The sequence below is a fragment of the Psychrosphaera algicola genome (genome assembly GCF_028401425.1).
Taxonomy (GTDB): Bacteria; Pseudomonadota; Gammaproteobacteria; order Enterobacterales; family Alteromonadaceae; genus Psychrosphaera; species Psychrosphaera algicola.
The window spans coordinates 2188192-2203673 of sequence record NZ_JAQOMS010000002.1 but is presented as its reverse complement, the minus strand read 5'-3'; the positions used below and the strand labels follow the sequence as shown (position 1 = coordinate 2203673).

Sequence of the window (15482 nt, the reverse complement as noted above, 5' to 3'; positions counted from 1 at the left end):
TAACCCTCAGTTTTCATTAAAAATAAGAATAAGCGGTTATGGGACGAATTGTTATCGTATTGCTCAGCTGTTTTATGCTGATAAGCTGTGTTACGGAACGAACTTTTATCGATTCTAAGAAAAAAGTTCGGAGTTTAGAGTTTAATAAAGACGATGCAGCCAAAACCAGACTTATCCTTGGTTTGAGTTATCTCGAAAACGGCAAATTTGAGCAGGCGAAATTTAACCTTGAAAAAGCGTATCAATTTTCGCCTGACCGAGCCGACATAAATTACAGCCTTGGTTATTATTACCAGTTGGTTGGCGAAATGCTAATCGCGGAAGAATATTACAAAGAAGCTGTGGATTTAGAACCAAACAACCCCGATACGCTAAACAACTACGGTACATTTTTATGTAACACCGGAGATGTTGATAAAGCTGAGAAGTTTTTCAAGCGCGCGATAGATATATCAAAATATACTAGAGCCGCAGAAAGTTATGAAAACATGGCAATCTGTGCCCTAACTAATGACCAATTAGTTAAAGCTGAAAAGTATTACGAAACCTCATACAAACATAACCCTAGCCGGGCCAATAATGTCTTGTCGCTTGCGGGTTTAAAATATGCGTCAGGGATCTTGTTTCCGCCCTCGATTTTTTGGTCGTTATATGCGATTAACAGAAGCGAGTTCGCGGGCTTTATTACTCGGATATATATTGGAAACGCGCCGTGGACGAATTTCTCAGGCGAATAAATATTCCAATAAACTAAGAGACGCTTTTCCCAAATCCCGTGAAACCTTATATTTTACGACAGGACAAGTGAAAAATTCAGAATTTGAAGTGCTTCGTCAAAAATACCAAGCGACCGCTGGCAATGGTCAACCGCAAATTAAAATCATTAAAAAGCCTCAAAATCGCACAACTAAAAATCGGTTTGATACACGACTTTCTCAAACCGGACTAATTGGTGCGGGGCATTGCAGAATACCAATGTTGAGTTAACCTCAAGTGTAGCGCTAGCCGCAGAATTAAAACAAAAGCTGGAAATGTTTTCGAAGCCACTAACGGATACGGAATCGATAACGATGCCGAGTCAAACCCAATCTACCGCAGCGTTTAGAAAAGTCGGCCCACTTCCGAATGAAACCATGTTAGTGGAAGAGGTTGCGCTATAGGAGGTTGTGAATGACCGCGCCGCAACTGCGAATCAAAAACAATTTTTAAAATTACAAGAACGTACCATTGAGCCACCAATGTACCAAGTTCAAGAAGGTGACAACTTATATCAACTGTCAGTTAAATTTAACGTTCAAATGCTGAAAATTGTGGCGTGGAATGAATTAAAAAATGAGACACTAGAGTTGGGGCAACGCCTTTATATTGCGGATCCTAATCCATATATCGTTGTGACTGAAGACATGTTATTGTCACAGTTTGCAAGTCAGCACAATATTAAGCTATCAGCCCTAATGAAGTGGAACAACTTACCTAGTGATGGTTGGCTGAAAAAGGCATGAAACTGTTTAACTTAGACCCTGTAGATTACTTGGCTAAGGTTGAGAACGTATCAAAGTTAGGTGAAGAATCTAATGGTTTATCGGTAATAGAGGTGCAAACACCAAGCATAACGATACCGCAGCATACCGTTGGAAAAAATGAATATCTGTATACGATATCGACAAAATTTAATATCAAAATTGAAGCCTTAAAACGCTGGAATAAGCTAACGTCAGAAAGTAATCTAAAGGCCGGTCAAAAACTCTATTTGGCCAACCCTGACGTGTATTACGTAACAAAGGACAAACAATCATTGTCTGAAATCGCTGATCACTTGAACGTTGCGCTTTCTCAATTGTTGGTTTGGAATAATTTGACCCAAGACGGGGTAGTAATGGCAGGGACAAAGCTGCTAAAGGTTGACGCGGAGCGATATAAGAAATGACAGAACAACAAACAAATGAACCAGAAGTACCAGCGACAAACCTTAGTGCAGGAACAATATTAAGTGCAGCGCGAGAAAAGCTAGGCATTGAACTTGCTGATTTGGCAGAGCAAATCCGTGTACCAGTCAACGTATTGGAAGCTATAGAAAAAGATCGAGTTCCAAAGAATTTACCAGAGACATTTATTCGCGGTTATATCCGTTCTTATGCAAAAAAGTTGGCGTAGCAGAGTCAGAAGTACTCACCGCAATTAAAACAACTGCGGCATTTGAAATGCCAGAAATGTCTAAACAAGAAATGCAGTCTTTTTCTAAAAGAACCAAAAAACAGGCTTTTGAACGCCGTTTAAAATTGGTTAGTTGGATAATATTAAGTGTATTGGTATTCGCGCTAATTCTTTGGTGGTATCAAGACTCAAACAATACCGACATCGCGCCGTTGGCCGGTGGTAATGAAAACAACACTGTGGTTGTTGCTCAGGAAGTTGAACAAGTCGATAATATTGCGTCATCAATGGACGAGTCAAATGACGCAGATTTAGTCAATTCGTTTAATACTAATGCAGCGCAAACCGATGCTATACAAGATGATGAAATTGAACCTGCAATAGAAGCAACACCAGCTGATGACTTAACAACTGTAGCAGCTAACGAATCATCGCAAGAAAATACAGACGCAGCAGCGCCAATGGAATTAACCGCTGCTCAAACCGCGCTTTTGGCCGATGTAGGCGAAGTTGACGAAGAAGGTTTCATGAAAGTGGAAATGTTGTTCGAAAACGAATGCTGGGTGGAAGTATATGATATTAACGAAGAGCGCATTGCGGTAGGGAATAAACCTGCAGGCTATAGAATGACATTAAATGCACAGGGACCGTTTAGCGTTTTACTTGGTAACCCAGTTGGTGTGACTATTTGGGTCGACGGCAAAAAGTTTGATACCAATCGTTACCCACGTAATCGTGTCGCTCGTTTTGAGTTAGACGCAGCAGAATTAGCAAATAATTAAATTTACAGAATAAGAGATCCCGATGTTTGGCGAAAACCCGATTAAGCGACGTAAATCCACTCAGGTTATGGTTGGTAATGTACCGGTGGGTGGTGATGCACCAATAGCTGTGCAATCAATGACAAATACCAATACTTTGGATGTTGATGCTACGGTTGCTCAAATTGAAGCGATACAAAATGCCGGGGCAGACATTGTCCGTGTATCTGTTCCAACGATGGAAGCTGCAGAAGCATTTAAAGAAATTAAACAACGTGTGACCATCCCTTTGGTTGCAGATATTCATTTTGATTATCGAATTGCACTTAAAGTTGCCGAATACGGTGTCGATTGTTTGCGTATTAATCCAAGGTAATATCGGTAATGAAGAGCGTATTAAAGCGGTAATCGACGTTGCCAAAGAAAAGAACATCCCTATACGGATCGGTGTTAATGGCGGATCATTAGAAAAAGATATTCAAGAAAAATACAAAGAGCCAACTCCCGAAGCACTTGTTGAATCGGCAATGCGTCATGTAGAAATATTACAACGTCACGATTTTCACAACTTCAAAGTAAGTGTTAAAGCGTCGGACGTTCATTTGGCCGTTGGTGCTTATCGTTTGCTTGCACAAAAAATAGACCAACCTTTGCATCTTGGTATTACTGAAGCTGGTGGCTTCCGTTCAGGTGCGGTTAAATCAGCGGTTGGACTCGGAATGTTGTTAGCAGAAGGCATTGGCGATACGTTACGGATCTCTCTAGCGGCTGATCCAGTTGAAGAAATCAAAGTGGGTTTCGATATATTAAAGTCATTAGGCATTCGAGCACGTGGCATTAACTTTATAGCGTGCCCGAGTTGCTCTCGCCAAGAGTTTGATGTGGTAACCACCATGAATCAACTTGAAGAGCGACTAGAAGACGTAATTGAACCTGTGACCGTGTCAGTTATCGGTTGTGTTGTAAATGGTCCAGGTGAGGCTCTGGTTTCCGATTTAGGTCTTGCCGGTGCAAACAAACGCAGCGGGTTTTACTTAAATGGTGTTCGCCAGAAAAAACGCTTCAATAATGATAATATCGTTGAAGAGCTTGAATCTGAAATTCGAGAATTTATTGCCAATAAAATTCCAGCGACGAACGTTGAGTAGTCGCTTTTAATTACCTCATAATTTCAGAACAGAAAACGTCATCCAAAAGAGCATTAGCGATATTTGGAACCTCCAACCAAGTGCAGAGGAATTTCATAATTCGCCCTAAATTGACTCATAATTTCAGAACAGAAAACGTCATTCCAAAAGAGCATTAGCGATATTTGGAACCTCCAACCGAGTGCAGAGGAATTTCATAATCCGCCTTCAATTAACTCATAACTTCAGAACAAAAAACGTCATTCCAAAAGAGCCTAAGCGATATTAGGAACCTCCAACCAAGTGCAGAGGAATTTCATAATTCGCTTTGCAGGCTGCGCCTTTCTTTGCCCTGCAGGCGGCTATTTCGACTGCGTCGACCTTACTTTTGCAACAGCCGCTCTTTGTTTCTAAGATCATGTAGGCAAAAGGCCGCTTTCGGCCAAATCCCTAATCCTTATTTGATTTTTATATTATCGTCGAAGACGGAATGTAAATTCGTCCATGAATACATTCCTTGCAACGGCGTCCCTGCCGTTCACTTCGAGATATAAATCTCAACTAAGGGGAATTTAGACGAAGGGAAATGCAGCCTGAACTTTAGGTGCAATAACTCATAACTTCAGAACAAAAAACGTCATTCCCAAGCTTGTAAAATTAGTCGAGCCTAAGCGATATTAGGAACCTCCAACCAAGTGCAGAGGAATTTCATAATCCGCCTTCAATTAACTCATAACTTCAGAACAAAAAACGTCATTCCAAAAGAGCCTAAGCGATATTAGGAACCTCCAACCAAGTGCAGAGGAATTTCATAATTCGCCCAAAATTAGCTCAAAATAATCAGAACAAAAAACGTAATTCCAAAAGAGCCTAAGCGATATTTGGAACCTCCAACCGAGTGCAGAGGAAGTTCATAGTTCACACAAAAGAATGCTTGAATGTTGCTAGTAACACCAGTGTATAGCGCATCAAAATATTTTTACTTTCAGAGTCGATTGTTGGAGATTCCAAATATCGCTGGGGCGATTTTGGAATGACGATTCTTTCTATAAAACGTCATTCCCAAGCTTGTAAAATTAGTCGAGCCTAAGCGATATTAGGAACCTCCAACCGAGTGCAGAGGAATTTCATAATCCGCCTTCAATTAACTCATAACTTCAGAACAAAAAACGTCATTCCAAAAGAGCCTAAGCGATATTAGGAACCTCCAACCAAGTGCAGAGGAATTTCATAATTCGCTTTAAATTGGTTCATAATAATCAGAACAAAAAACGTCATCCCAAATATCGCTGGGGCGATTTTGGAATGACGATCCTTTCTATAAAACGTCATTCCCTAGCTTGTAAAATTAGTAGAGCCTAAGCGATATTCAGAACCTCCAACCAAGTGCAGAGGAAGTTAAGTTGGATTGTTTGCCTTGCAGGCAGAAGATTGAATCGCTACTCTGTTATATTAGTCTTGGTAATCAATAGGTAACTCCATGGATTCAACTACTGAAGTGGTTAAGCAACAATCACAAGAATCACTTGCCGCAGCAGATCTTCTAAAAAATGAAATAGATCAAGTGGCCAAAATTTACGACATCATGATCGAGTTTTTTACAAACTATAGCTTTCAACTCGTTGGCGCATTTATCATTTTTATCATCGGATACATGATTGCCGGTAAAGTTGGCAATATGGTTTTAGCCATTTGTGAACGCAATAAACTAGACATTACGTTGAGTCGATTTTTATCAAACACATCTAAAATGTTGTTTGTTGTTATGGTGCTTATCATTGCATTAGGCAAGTTAGGGATCAGTGTTACCCCGTTTGTTGCTGCGATTGGTGCTGCGTCATTAGGTGCTGGCTTGGCATTGCAGGGATTATTAGCCAACTATGCGGCTGGATTTAATATCATCATGATCCGTCCTTTTGTTGTTGGCGATACCTTGACCGTGCAGGGTGTTACCGGAGTTGTTCAGGAAGTGCTGCTTGCTTACACCATCGTTGTTGATGAGGATGGCGCTGAAATCATAATTCCTAACAAACATATCGTTGGTGAAATTCTGCATAATTCAAAATCAGATACCTTGCTAGAGTTGTCGGTAGGCATTGATTACAGCCATAACCCACTTGAAGTGGTTGAGTTAATCCAAAAAGCATTAGCAGAAATGGATGTTGTAAGCTCAAATAAAGCGCCTGAGGTTGGCATAGACCAATTTGCTGACAGTTCGATAAACATCGGCATCAGACTTTGGACGGCAACGGTAGGATTGCATACAACGCGTTTTGAGACGAACAAAATGATCTATGAGTTGTTGCACCAACACAATATCAAGATCCCATTCCCGCAAAGAGATATACATATTGTCTCGGGCAATGCAGCATAATTAACAATTTTGGGATAGGGCTAGTTGAACTTTCATCGCACCTGTCCCAAGTTACTTTAGTAAACGGAGTTGATTCAATGAATAAGATATTTATCGCAACATTATTGGTTTTTTCTTCGTTTATGGCTATTGCCGCAAGCGTTGAACATATTGGTATTGCCGAAGCAGAAGAGTTTGTTAAACCTATGAAGCGCGGGCAAGCTTTGGATAATGTCTGTTTAGAGGATATCGACCAGAAAACGGTATGTACCGATGATGTATTGTCCAGCAAACCCACGATTCTTATTGTTTATCGCGGGGTTGGTGCCCTTATTGTAACGCGCAGTTAAATCGTTTGATGAAAATTGAAAAGCAGTTAACAGCACTTGGTTTTCAACTTATTGCGGTATCCCCTGATTCGAACAAAAACATCAAGGACATGAAACAACAAGATGGCATTAGCTACACATTATTAACGGACAACAAACTTGAACTGTCAAAGGCGCTAGGATTAGCGTACTTTTTAGATAAAGAAGTTGAAGCAAAATACCGCAATAAACTTGGTGTGCCGTTTATCGATATTAATGGTGATTCGCGAGTTTCCTTGCCGGTTCCGGCGGTGTATATTTTTGACCAAAAAGGTAAAGTGCATTATCAATATATCAGCCCGAAATATCAGGTTCGAGTAGATGAACAAATACTGCTTAAAAACGCCAAACAGGCAATGCAATCTATAAAGTCTATGAAGTGACCTGCGGTTATATAATTGTATTCACATTTGATAATAAGTGATGACTAATCTCAATTTAAACTTACAAGCCTCAGTTAGGAACGCCAAACTCGTTGAGGCGAGTGTGCTTACAAACATTGCATTGAAGTCAAAAGCCCATTGGGGTTACGACCAACAGTTTATGGCAGACTGCGTTGAAGAGCTGTCACAGTCTAAGGAGAAACTAGCACGCGAGAACTTTGTCTATCGTGTAGCTGAATTCGACGGACAGGTTGTTGGTTTCTCAATTTTGGAAAACACTCATCTTCGAGATATTTCACTCGACGCCTTATTCATTGACCCTGAGTTTATTGGATTTGGAATTGGTAAGCAGTTGTTCTGTGACGTTGTCGAGCAGGCTAAATCATATCGTGCCGAGTCAATCACTGTGCAAAGTGATCCAAACGCGGAGGGATTTTATTTGGCAATGGGCATGACACTGTCCAGTAAATTGGAATCTGGCAGTATTCCTGGACGCATGTTGCCGACGTTAAACTTGCAACTTACCTGAACCTCATTTAGCTTAGACAATTCTTAATATTTAAGGACGAACGTACCAATGAAATTATGTGGAATAATTGCTGTTATCACACTTGGCTTGTCGGGATGCGCGACGACTAATTCAGCGCCAACAACTAGCTCAGTTGCTAATGGCACAATCAAAACTGCATCGCTGTGTGACGCTAATAAAGAGCAAAACCCGAGTGTTACTCCAATTATCCGGGTCGAACCTAAATATCCTGTTAAAGCAGCAAGAGCCGGGTTAGGCGGATATGTGGTCATGGATTTTGATGTCACCAAAAATGGCAAAACGAGCAACATCAGGGTAACTGAATCTTATCCATCAGATTTGTTTGTTTCTGCAGCCAAAGCTTCGTTGTCAAAATGGCTCTATAAGCCCGCAGTGGAAGATGGGAAAACCGTTGCTTCAAAGTGTTTAAACGTTAGGCTTGATTTTAGACTAGGCTAATAAAATTCAAAATTAGATTAAGTCTGAAAGCCCATAAATAAAATATTTTTGGGCTTTTTTAGTGTTTCAAACGTATAGCCATTAAATTCCTAAAACTTGGTGTGTTATGAAGTACCTATTAATCAGTTTTCTAACGTTATTATTACAAGCTTGTTCAACCACTTATCAAAATCAGCAAATACTAGGCAAAGCTTTTCCATTGGTCGAAGGGACTAGCCTGTCCGATGAACTCATCGAGATCCCAAAACATTTCAGTGGCAACAACACCCTATTGCTTATCGGCTATAAACAGGCATCACAGTTTGATATCGACCGATGGCTAATCGGCTTGGATATGACAGAAACACTTGTTGACGTATATGAAATTCCAACCATCCAAGGCTTATTTCCTAGAATGTTCAGTCCATTAATTGATGAAGGTATGCGCAAAGGGATCCCAAAAGAACTTTGGAAGGGCGTCATTACGGTTTACAACGATGGAGAAAAGGTTCAGCAGTTTACCGGCAATGAAAACGGTAATAATGCTCGGGTCGTTTTGTTAGATAAGTCGGGCATGATAACTTATTTTTATGACAGAGGTTTTTCAGTACAAGCGTTAAATGCGTTGAGGCAGCAGCTAGTGAAAGACCGACGTTAAATCATTGGTATCAGAATTACAGACATAAAAAACGCGCAATGTTATCCAGAGCGCGTTTTTAAGGATTTAGAATCCGTTATTAAACTTCTAACATGTCCAACATGCCTTCAGCAGCTTTGCGGCCTTCAGCTATTGCCGTAACAACTAAATCTGCACCACGGACGATATCGCCGCCAGCAAAGATTTTAGGGTTAGATGTTTGGTACGGGAATGGCGAGTCTTCCTGTGCCTTAATGGTATTCCAAGCCGTAAGCTCAACCCCATATGGCGTTAACCATTCAAGATTAAGTGGTTGGAAACCAAAAGCTTGGACGACGGCATCTGCTTCAACAATGTGCTCAGAACCTTCAATTGCTTCTGGACGGCGACGACCATTAGCATCAGGTTTCCCAAGTTGAGTTTTAACAAATTTAACACCACAAGCGTTGCCATCGGCGTCAATTTCTACTGAAATTGGTTGCACGTTCCACATGAACTCAACACCTTCTTCTTTGGCATTTTGAACTTCACGTGCAGAACCCTAGCATGTTCGCTTCATCACGACGATAGGCACAAACAACGTCAGTGGCTTCTTGGCGAATCGCAGTACGGACACAGTCCATTGCAGTATCACCACCACCTAGAACAACGACTTTTTACCTTCAAAGTCGATGCAATCATCATTTTTTCCCATGACTTTGCGCGTATTTGAAATTAAGTATGGCAATGCGTCAAATACACTATAGGTGCGTTTTCATTAGGGAAACCACCTTTTAAGTTTTTGTACGTACCAACACCTAAAAATACTGCATCGTATTCGTCTAATAATGTTTGGAATTCGATGTCTTTACCCACTTCGGTATTTAGAACAAATTCGACACCTAACGATTCAAAGATTTCTCTACGACGTGTGATGACTTCTTTTTCTAATTTGAAAGAAGGAATACCAAAGGTCAGAAGACCACCGATTTCTTCGTATTTATCAAATACTACTGGCGTTACACCGTTACGTATTAATACGTCGGCACAAGAAAGTCCAGCGGGACCTGCGCCAATTACGGCAACACGTTTGTCGGTTTTCTCTACACCTTCAATGCTTGGACGCCAGCCCATCTCAAATGCAGTATCGGTAATGTATTTTTCAATACTTCCGATAGTAACTGCACCAAAATCGTCGTTAAGCGTACAAGCGCCTTCACATAAACGGTCTTGAGGACATACTCGGCCACATACTTCCGGCAAGCTATTGGTTTTGTGCGACAATTCAGCCGCTTCAATAATTTTGCCTTCATTAGCAAGTTTTAACCATTGTGGAATGTAGTTATGTACTGGACATTTCCATTCACAATATGGGTTACCACAATCTAAACAACGGTCGGCTTGGCCTTTAGCTTGAGGCTCGTTAAGAGGTTGATAGATTTCTATAAACTCTTCTTTACGCACCTTAACTGGGTGTTTAGTTGGGTCGATTCGTTTTACGTCGATAAATTGATATACGTTTTGACTCATGTCTAATTCCTCACCCTACATCGCCTGCACACGCAGCTCAGCTGATGAGCGATGGCGGTGGCCTAACAATTGATTGACGTCTGACGTTTTTGGCTTAACAAGTTTAAACTTAGGTAACCATTCTTCAAAATTCGCTAAAATATGTTGTGAACGTTCACTTTGCGTTTCTTCAAAGTGGTCGTTGATTAATCCGCGAAGATTTTCAATATGAATTGGCATATCGATATCTAATGATTCGATTAAATCGCCATTTAAACGTTGTGCTAAGTCATTATCTTCATCAAGTAGATAAGCGAATCCGCCTGTCATACCTGCACCGAAGTTGACGCCTGTTTCACCAAGTACGACAACAACACCGCCTGTCATGTATTCACAAGCGTTGTCGCCTGCGCCTTCAATGACGGCAATCGTTCCTGAATTTCGTACTGCAAAACGTTCACCAGCACAGCCTGCAGCTAATAATTTGCCGCCTGTTGCACCATATAAACAGGTATTACCCATAATGACTGACTTATGGCTGATATAACGAACACCTTTTGGAGGGTGTATTGTTAAAATACCGCCGGTCATACCTTTACCCACGTAATCATTGGCGTCGCCAATGAGACGAAGATAAACGCCACCCGCATTCCAAACACCAAAGCTTTGACCGGCTGTTCCGGTAAAGGTGATTGAAATAGGGTCTGTCGCCATACCTTGATTTCCGTGATGATCTGCAACTTCTCCCGAAAGCGTCGCGCCAACAGAGCGGTCAGTATTTCGAATGTCATAGTGCAGAGAGCCACCTGTCTTATTTGCGACCATATCTTTGGTGTCAGCTACGATAAGTTGATTCAAGGCACCATTATCTAATGGCGTATTTTCTGCCACACAGTAACTTGGGAATTCTGACGTAACACCACTGGACGCTAAAATACCGCGTAATTCCAATTTATTTTGTTTCTTGGTATCACCAGATAAAATCTCTAGTAAGTCAGTACGACCAATTAAGTCTTCAAACTTAGCTATACCTAATGAAGCCATGATTTCACGTACTTCACGTGCCATCGACACAAAATAGTTTTCAACCATTTTTGGCAAGCCAGCAAAATATTCTTTACGCAGTGTTTCGTCTTGAGTTGCAACACCGGTCGCACAGTTATTTAGATGGCATATACGTAGGAATTTACAGCCTAACGCAACCATAGGTCCGGTACCAAAACCAAAGCTTTCCGCGCCTAAAATAGCGCCTTTAACTACGTCTAGACCAGTTTTTAAACCGCCATCGACTTGAACGCGAACTTTATGGCGCAGGCCGTTTTCTACTAACGCTTGGTGAGTCTCAGACAAGCCAAGTTCCCAAGGGCTACCAGCATATTTAACCGATGTTAATGGACTTGCAGCGGTTCCGCCGTCAAAACCAGAAATCGTGATTAAATCAGCATTTGCTTTTGCAACACCGGTGGCAATCGTACCAACACCTTGGTTCAGATACGAGTTTAACGGACACTAGTGCTTTTGGATTAACCTGTTTCAAATCGAAAATAAGCTGAGCTAAATCTTCAATTGAATAGATATCGTGGTGTGGTGGTGGTGAGATTAACGTAACACCTTGCACCGAGAAACGGAGTTTCGCGATTTCAGCTGTTACTTTATCACCTATGGTAATTGTCCGCCTTCACCTATGGTTTTGCACCTTGAGCAACTTTGATTTGTAGTACATCAGCATTACGTAAGTAATGAGGTGTTACACCAAAGCGGCCAGACGCGATTTGTTTAATACGTGAGTTTTTGTCGGTTCCAAAACGGCGAGGGTCTTCACCACCTTCACCAGAGTTAGAGAACCCGCCTAATTTATTCATCGCTTGAGCCAGAGCTTCGTGAGCTTCAGGGCTTAATGCCCCTATCGACATGGCGGCAGTATCAAAACGAGGAAATAAATTTTTAGCTGGTACAACATCGTCAATCGAGATTGAGTCTTGCTGTTTCAGTTGCATCAAGTCACGGAAGTGCGCAGGACTACGTCCATTTACCAACTGAGCAAATTTCTGGTAGTCGCCGTAATCGCCAGACTTAACTGCTGTTTGCAGAGTAGTTACAACGTCTGGGTTATAGGCATGGTATTCACCACCATGAACGTATTTTAATAGTCCACCGTGATCAATTGTTTTGCGCTTCAACCAAGCAATTTTACCAAGTTGCATCAAATCTTGATGAACATCGTCAAAACTTGCACCTTCAATTCTTGAAGTGATGTTAGGGAAACACAACTCCATGATTTCTGTGCTTAAACCAACGGCTTCAAATAGGTTAGAACAACGGTAACTTGCAATCGTTGAGATACCCATTTTCGACATAATCTTGTAAAGGCCTTTATTGATGCCTTTACGGTAGTTTAATACCGCTTGTTTAACAGGAATATCAATGCTGCCGTTTTCGACAAACTGTTCAACGGTTTCATAGGCCATGTAAGGATAAATAGCAGTTGCGCCTAAACCTAATAACACAGCAAAGTGATGTGAATCACGAACTGAAGCTGTTTCGACAACCATATTGGCATCACAGCGTAAGTTGTTTGTGACTAACGCATTTTGTACTGCACCAACAGCCATAGCTGCAGGGATTGGTACGAGACCTTTTTCAATCGCGCGGTCAGATAAAATTAATATCGCTGCATTTCTATCACGAGCCGCTTCAATGGCTTGAGTACAAACTGCCTCAATTGCCGATTTCAGGTCGGTTTGTTCTGGGTTGAACAATATTGAAATTGTTTCTGTACGGTAGTGTTCTTCATCGTATTCACGTAATTGGTCCAAGTCGGTGTACATCAGCACAGGCGATTGGAATAACACACGGTTGGCATAACCAGACGTTTCGTTAAACACGTTTTGTTCACGACCAATACAGGTTGCCAAAGACATAACATGACTTTCACGTAACGGGTCAATTGGCGGGTTTGTTACCTGCGCAAATAACTGACGGAAGTAGTCATAGAAGTTACGTTTTTCTTCGACATAACGGCCATAGGGGCGTCGTCACCCATAGAGCCAGTGGCTTCTTGCCCATCTTTGGCAAGAACCTTAATGATTTGGTCAATTTCTTCAAACGAGTAATTAAACAGTTTGTGGTAGACAGCTTGGGTTTCGTCATCAAATAGACGTTGACCAATTTCGTTGCCATCACACTCTTCAAACGGTTTTAAATGATTGATGTTTTTCTTCAACCATTCTTCATACGGTAAACGTTCTTTTAAATCGTTGTCGATTTCATCCGAGTGCCACACTTTACCTACATAAGTATCAACCGCTAACATTTGTCCAGGGCCAACTCGACCTTGTTCAATAACTTCGTCAGGGGTGTAATCCCAAATGCCAGACTCCGACGCTAACGTCAGGATCTTATTTTTGGTAATCGTATAACGAGCTGGACGAAGACCATTACGGTCTAAGTTACAAGCTACGTGGCGACCGTTGGTTAAAACGATACCGGCTGGGCCATCCCACGGTTCCATATGCATGGAATTAAATTCGTAGAATGCTTTAAGCTTGTTATCCATTTTAGGATGATTTTGATATGCAGGTGGCACTAATAGACGCATAGCACGGAACAAGTCCATACCACCGGCTAAAAATAGCTCCAACATATTATCAAGAGATGCTGAGTCTGAACCTGTCTTACTGACAAATGGTGCTGCGTCTTGAAGATCAGGGATCAAAGGCGAACGGAATTTGTACTCGCGAGCTTCTGCCCACTGACGGTTACCTTTGATGGTATTGATTTCACCATTGTGCGCTAAATAACGGAACGGCTGCGCAAGTTTCCATTGCGGAGTGGTGTTCGTTGAGAAACGTTGGTGGAATACACAAATTGCAGTTTCCATTCTAATGTCTGCTAAATCTAAATAGAATTTAGGCAGATCTTTAGGCATCACTAGCCCTTTATAGACTGTAACTAAACAGCTAAGGCTCGGTATGTAGAAATCTGGATCGTCTAACAGTTGTTTTTCAATACGGCGTCTTGCCATATATAAGCGGCGTTCAAAGTCTTTCTTACGCCAGCCTATAGTTGTGCATTGATAAACACTTGTTCAATTTGAGGCAATTGATCAGCGGCAATTTGGCCGAGAACTTCCTTATTAGTCGGCATAACGCGCCAACCGACAAGTTCCAACATCTCGTTTTCGATTTCTTGTTGGATGATCTCTTTTGCTTTTGCTGCCCTGATAGGATCTTGGCTTAAAAATATCGTGCCTACGCCGTATTTTTTACCTAGATGCCAATTTTGCTCTTCAGCTATCGCGCGAAAAAACGCGTCAGGTTTTTGGATCAATAATCCACAACCATCACCTGTTTTACCGTCCGCAGAGATGCCTCCACGGTGTTGCATACGGTCTAAGCTCGTAATGGCAGTGCGTACAATTTTGTGACTCGCTTCACCTTCAAGGTGTGCAATTAAACCAAAACCACAGTTCTCGCGAACGTCTTGGCTGTTGTGCATTAGCTGAATCTGTTTAGAACCATTGTTGTTCACTCTGGTATCCTCCTTCCTAACCTTGCAGTAGCCGGTGTATTTCACCTGTTAATGTTGTTGTGTAGCTGCATGATGTGAATTTAAATTCACTTTTATGGTTATAAAATTCAAACGGCCGAACAACATAACCAGATTTACGCATCAGGTCAATATCAAAATAGGATAAATACTCTAAATAAGAAGAAATAAAATTTCATAAGTTAGAGTGATTATGGTGTTGATTTGGTGTTATGTCAGTATTTTCTGTAATTTATTTACAGAAATGTGCATATTTTAATAAAAGTAATCAACCAAATAAGATTTTTTAATATTGAATAGTATTACTCACATTAGCATTGATCTGGTCAGAATAAACCATAATTTTGTGACATACATATTTCTAATTTAATTTTTTTAAATTTACTTAGGTTTTGACGATTTAACTTTGGTCGTTATTTAGATAAAACGGATAGGGTTAAATTAGTGATGAGGTAATAAATCACGTTTTTGCTAAATAATAGGCAGCGGTTATCGACCCTATTAAGTTTGTTGGCCATTAAAATGGTAATTTTCCTAATTTGATAACACTTAATTTTAGTCTGCTATATATAGAAGGAACTTCTAATTGTGAAGATTTACGTATTGTGGGTTATGAAGTGGTTTGGCCGAACCTAAAAACCAAACACAAAAAGCCCGAGTGTTTCGGGCTTAATTTAATGAGCTTATTGATGCGTC

13 protein-coding genes and 3 pseudogenes are annotated in these 15482 nt (G+C 41.0%); 14 read left to right on the top strand and 2 right to left on the bottom strand.

The window, feature by feature from the left end; translation table 11 throughout:
* Nucleotides 1-38 precede the first annotated feature (38 nt).
* From pilW to PN838_RS11925, 14 genes and pseudogenes are all read left to right on the top strand, one after another.
* Nucleotides 39-737, top strand: coding sequence for a type IV pilus biogenesis/stability protein PilW (gene pilW, locus PN838_RS11990; protein ID WP_272180823.1), 699 nt, complete (start codon nucleotides 39-41; stop codon nucleotides 735-737).
* 67 nt (nucleotides 738-804) lie between these two features.
* Entirely contained in the window at nucleotides 805-987 is a 183-nt protein-coding gene (locus PN838_RS11985) for a hypothetical protein (protein WP_272180822.1), read from the top strand.
* Nucleotides 963-1160, top strand: coding sequence for a hypothetical protein (locus PN838_RS11980; RefSeq protein ID WP_272180821.1), 198 nt, complete (start codon nucleotides 963-965; stop codon nucleotides 1158-1160). The genes PN838_RS11985 and PN838_RS11980 overlap by 25 nt, the downstream gene beginning before the upstream one ends.
* A gap of 6 nt (nucleotides 1161-1166) precedes the next feature.
* Nucleotides 1167-1502, top strand: coding sequence for a LysM peptidoglycan-binding domain-containing protein (locus PN838_RS11975; RefSeq protein WP_272180820.1), 336 nt, complete (start codon nucleotides 1167-1169; stop codon nucleotides 1500-1502).
* The gene (locus tag PN838_RS11970) at nucleotides 1499-1927 is read left to right on the top strand and encodes a LysM peptidoglycan-binding domain-containing protein (protein WP_272180819.1); all 429 of its coding nucleotides are present in this window, start codon (nucleotides 1499-1501) and stop codon (nucleotides 1925-1927) included. Before PN838_RS11975 ends, PN838_RS11970 begins: the two co-directional genes overlap by 4 nt.
* The gene (locus PN838_RS11965; protein ID WP_272180818.1) at nucleotides 1924-2154 is read left to right on the top strand and encodes a helix-turn-helix domain-containing protein; all 231 of its coding nucleotides are present in this window, start codon (nucleotides 1924-1926) and stop codon (nucleotides 2152-2154) included. Before PN838_RS11970 ends, PN838_RS11965 begins: the two co-directional genes overlap by 4 nt.
* A 47-nt stretch (nucleotides 2155-2201) precedes the next feature.
* The gene (locus PN838_RS11960; protein WP_272180817.1) at nucleotides 2202-2936 is read left to right on the top strand and encodes a RodZ domain-containing protein; all 735 of its coding nucleotides are present in this window, start codon (nucleotides 2202-2204) and stop codon (nucleotides 2934-2936) included.
* A gap of 22 nt (nucleotides 2937-2958) precedes the next feature.
* Nucleotides 2959-4063 (top strand): annotated as a pseudogene (gene ispG / locus PN838_RS11955) (flavodoxin-dependent (E)-4-hydroxy-3-methylbut-2-enyl-diphosphate synthase).
* Nucleotides 4064-5522: 1459 nt separating this feature from the next.
* On the top strand, nucleotides 5523-6416 hold the full coding sequence (locus PN838_RS11950) for a mechanosensitive ion channel family protein (RefSeq protein WP_272180816.1): 894 nt from the start codon (nucleotides 5523-5525) through the stop codon (nucleotides 6414-6416).
* A 77-nt stretch (nucleotides 6417-6493) separates the two neighbouring features.
* Nucleotides 6494-6745, top strand: coding sequence for a hypothetical protein (locus tag PN838_RS11945; protein ID WP_272180815.1), 252 nt, complete (start codon nucleotides 6494-6496; stop codon nucleotides 6743-6745).
* An 8-nt stretch (nucleotides 6746-6753) separates the two neighbouring features.
* Nucleotides 6754-7146: a redoxin domain-containing protein gene (locus tag PN838_RS11940; RefSeq protein WP_272180814.1), complete on the top strand. Its 393-nt coding sequence runs from the start codon at nucleotides 6754-6756 to the stop codon at nucleotides 7144-7146.
* A 40-nt stretch (nucleotides 7147-7186) separates the two neighbouring features.
* A complete protein-coding gene (locus PN838_RS11935) occupies nucleotides 7187-7675 on the top strand; it encodes a GNAT family N-acetyltransferase (protein WP_272180813.1) in 489 nt (162 codons plus the stop codon).
* 48 nt (nucleotides 7676-7723) lie between these two features.
* Nucleotides 7724-8134 (top strand): energy transducer TonB, encoded by a 411-nt coding sequence (locus PN838_RS11930; protein WP_272180812.1) that lies wholly within the window; start codon nucleotides 7724-7726, stop codon nucleotides 8132-8134.
* 106 nt (nucleotides 8135-8240) lie between these two features.
* Nucleotides 8241-8771, top strand: coding sequence for a hypothetical protein (locus PN838_RS11925; protein WP_272180811.1), 531 nt, complete (start codon nucleotides 8241-8243; stop codon nucleotides 8769-8771).
* 79 nt (nucleotides 8772-8850) lie between these two features.
* On the opposite strand, the pseudogene PN838_RS11920 reads toward PN838_RS11925, so the two are convergent.
* A pseudogene (locus PN838_RS11920) lies at nucleotides 8851-10259 on the bottom strand (FAD-dependent oxidoreductase).
* A 15-nt stretch (nucleotides 10260-10274) separates the two neighbouring features.
* Nucleotides 10275-14735, bottom strand: a pseudogene (gltB, locus tag PN838_RS11915) (glutamate synthase large subunit).
* Between the last annotated feature and the right edge of the window lie 747 nt (nucleotides 14736-15482).

Coding starts and splice junctions, on each gene's coding strand:
- PN838_RS11950 (WP_272180816.1), top strand. CDS start 5,523: ATGGATTCAACTACTGAAGTGGTTAAGCAACAATCACAAGAATCACTT.
- PN838_RS11970 (WP_272180819.1), top strand. CDS start 1,499: ATGAAACTGTTTAACTTAGACCCTGTAGATTACTTGGCTAAGGTTGAG.
- PN838_RS11945 (WP_272180815.1), top strand. CDS start 6,494: ATGAATAAGATATTTATCGCAACATTATTGGTTTTTTCTTCGTTTATG.
- PN838_RS11930 (WP_272180812.1), top strand. CDS start 7,724: ATGAAATTATGTGGAATAATTGCTGTTATCACACTTGGCTTGTCGGGA.
- PN838_RS11940 (WP_272180814.1), top strand. CDS start 6,754: ATGAAAATTGAAAAGCAGTTAACAGCACTTGGTTTTCAACTTATTGCG.
- pilW (WP_272180823.1), top strand. CDS start 39: ATGGGACGAATTGTTATCGTATTGCTCAGCTGTTTTATGCTGATAAGC.
- PN838_RS11925 (WP_272180811.1), top strand. CDS start 8,241: ATGAAGTACCTATTAATCAGTTTTCTAACGTTATTATTACAAGCTTGT.
- PN838_RS11960 (WP_272180817.1), top strand. CDS start 2,202: ATGCCAGAAATGTCTAAACAAGAAATGCAGTCTTTTTCTAAAAGAACC.
- PN838_RS11965 (WP_272180818.1), top strand. CDS start 1,924: ATGACAGAACAACAAACAAATGAACCAGAAGTACCAGCGACAAACCTT.
- PN838_RS11935 (WP_272180813.1), top strand. CDS start 7,187: ATGACTAATCTCAATTTAAACTTACAAGCCTCAGTTAGGAACGCCAAA.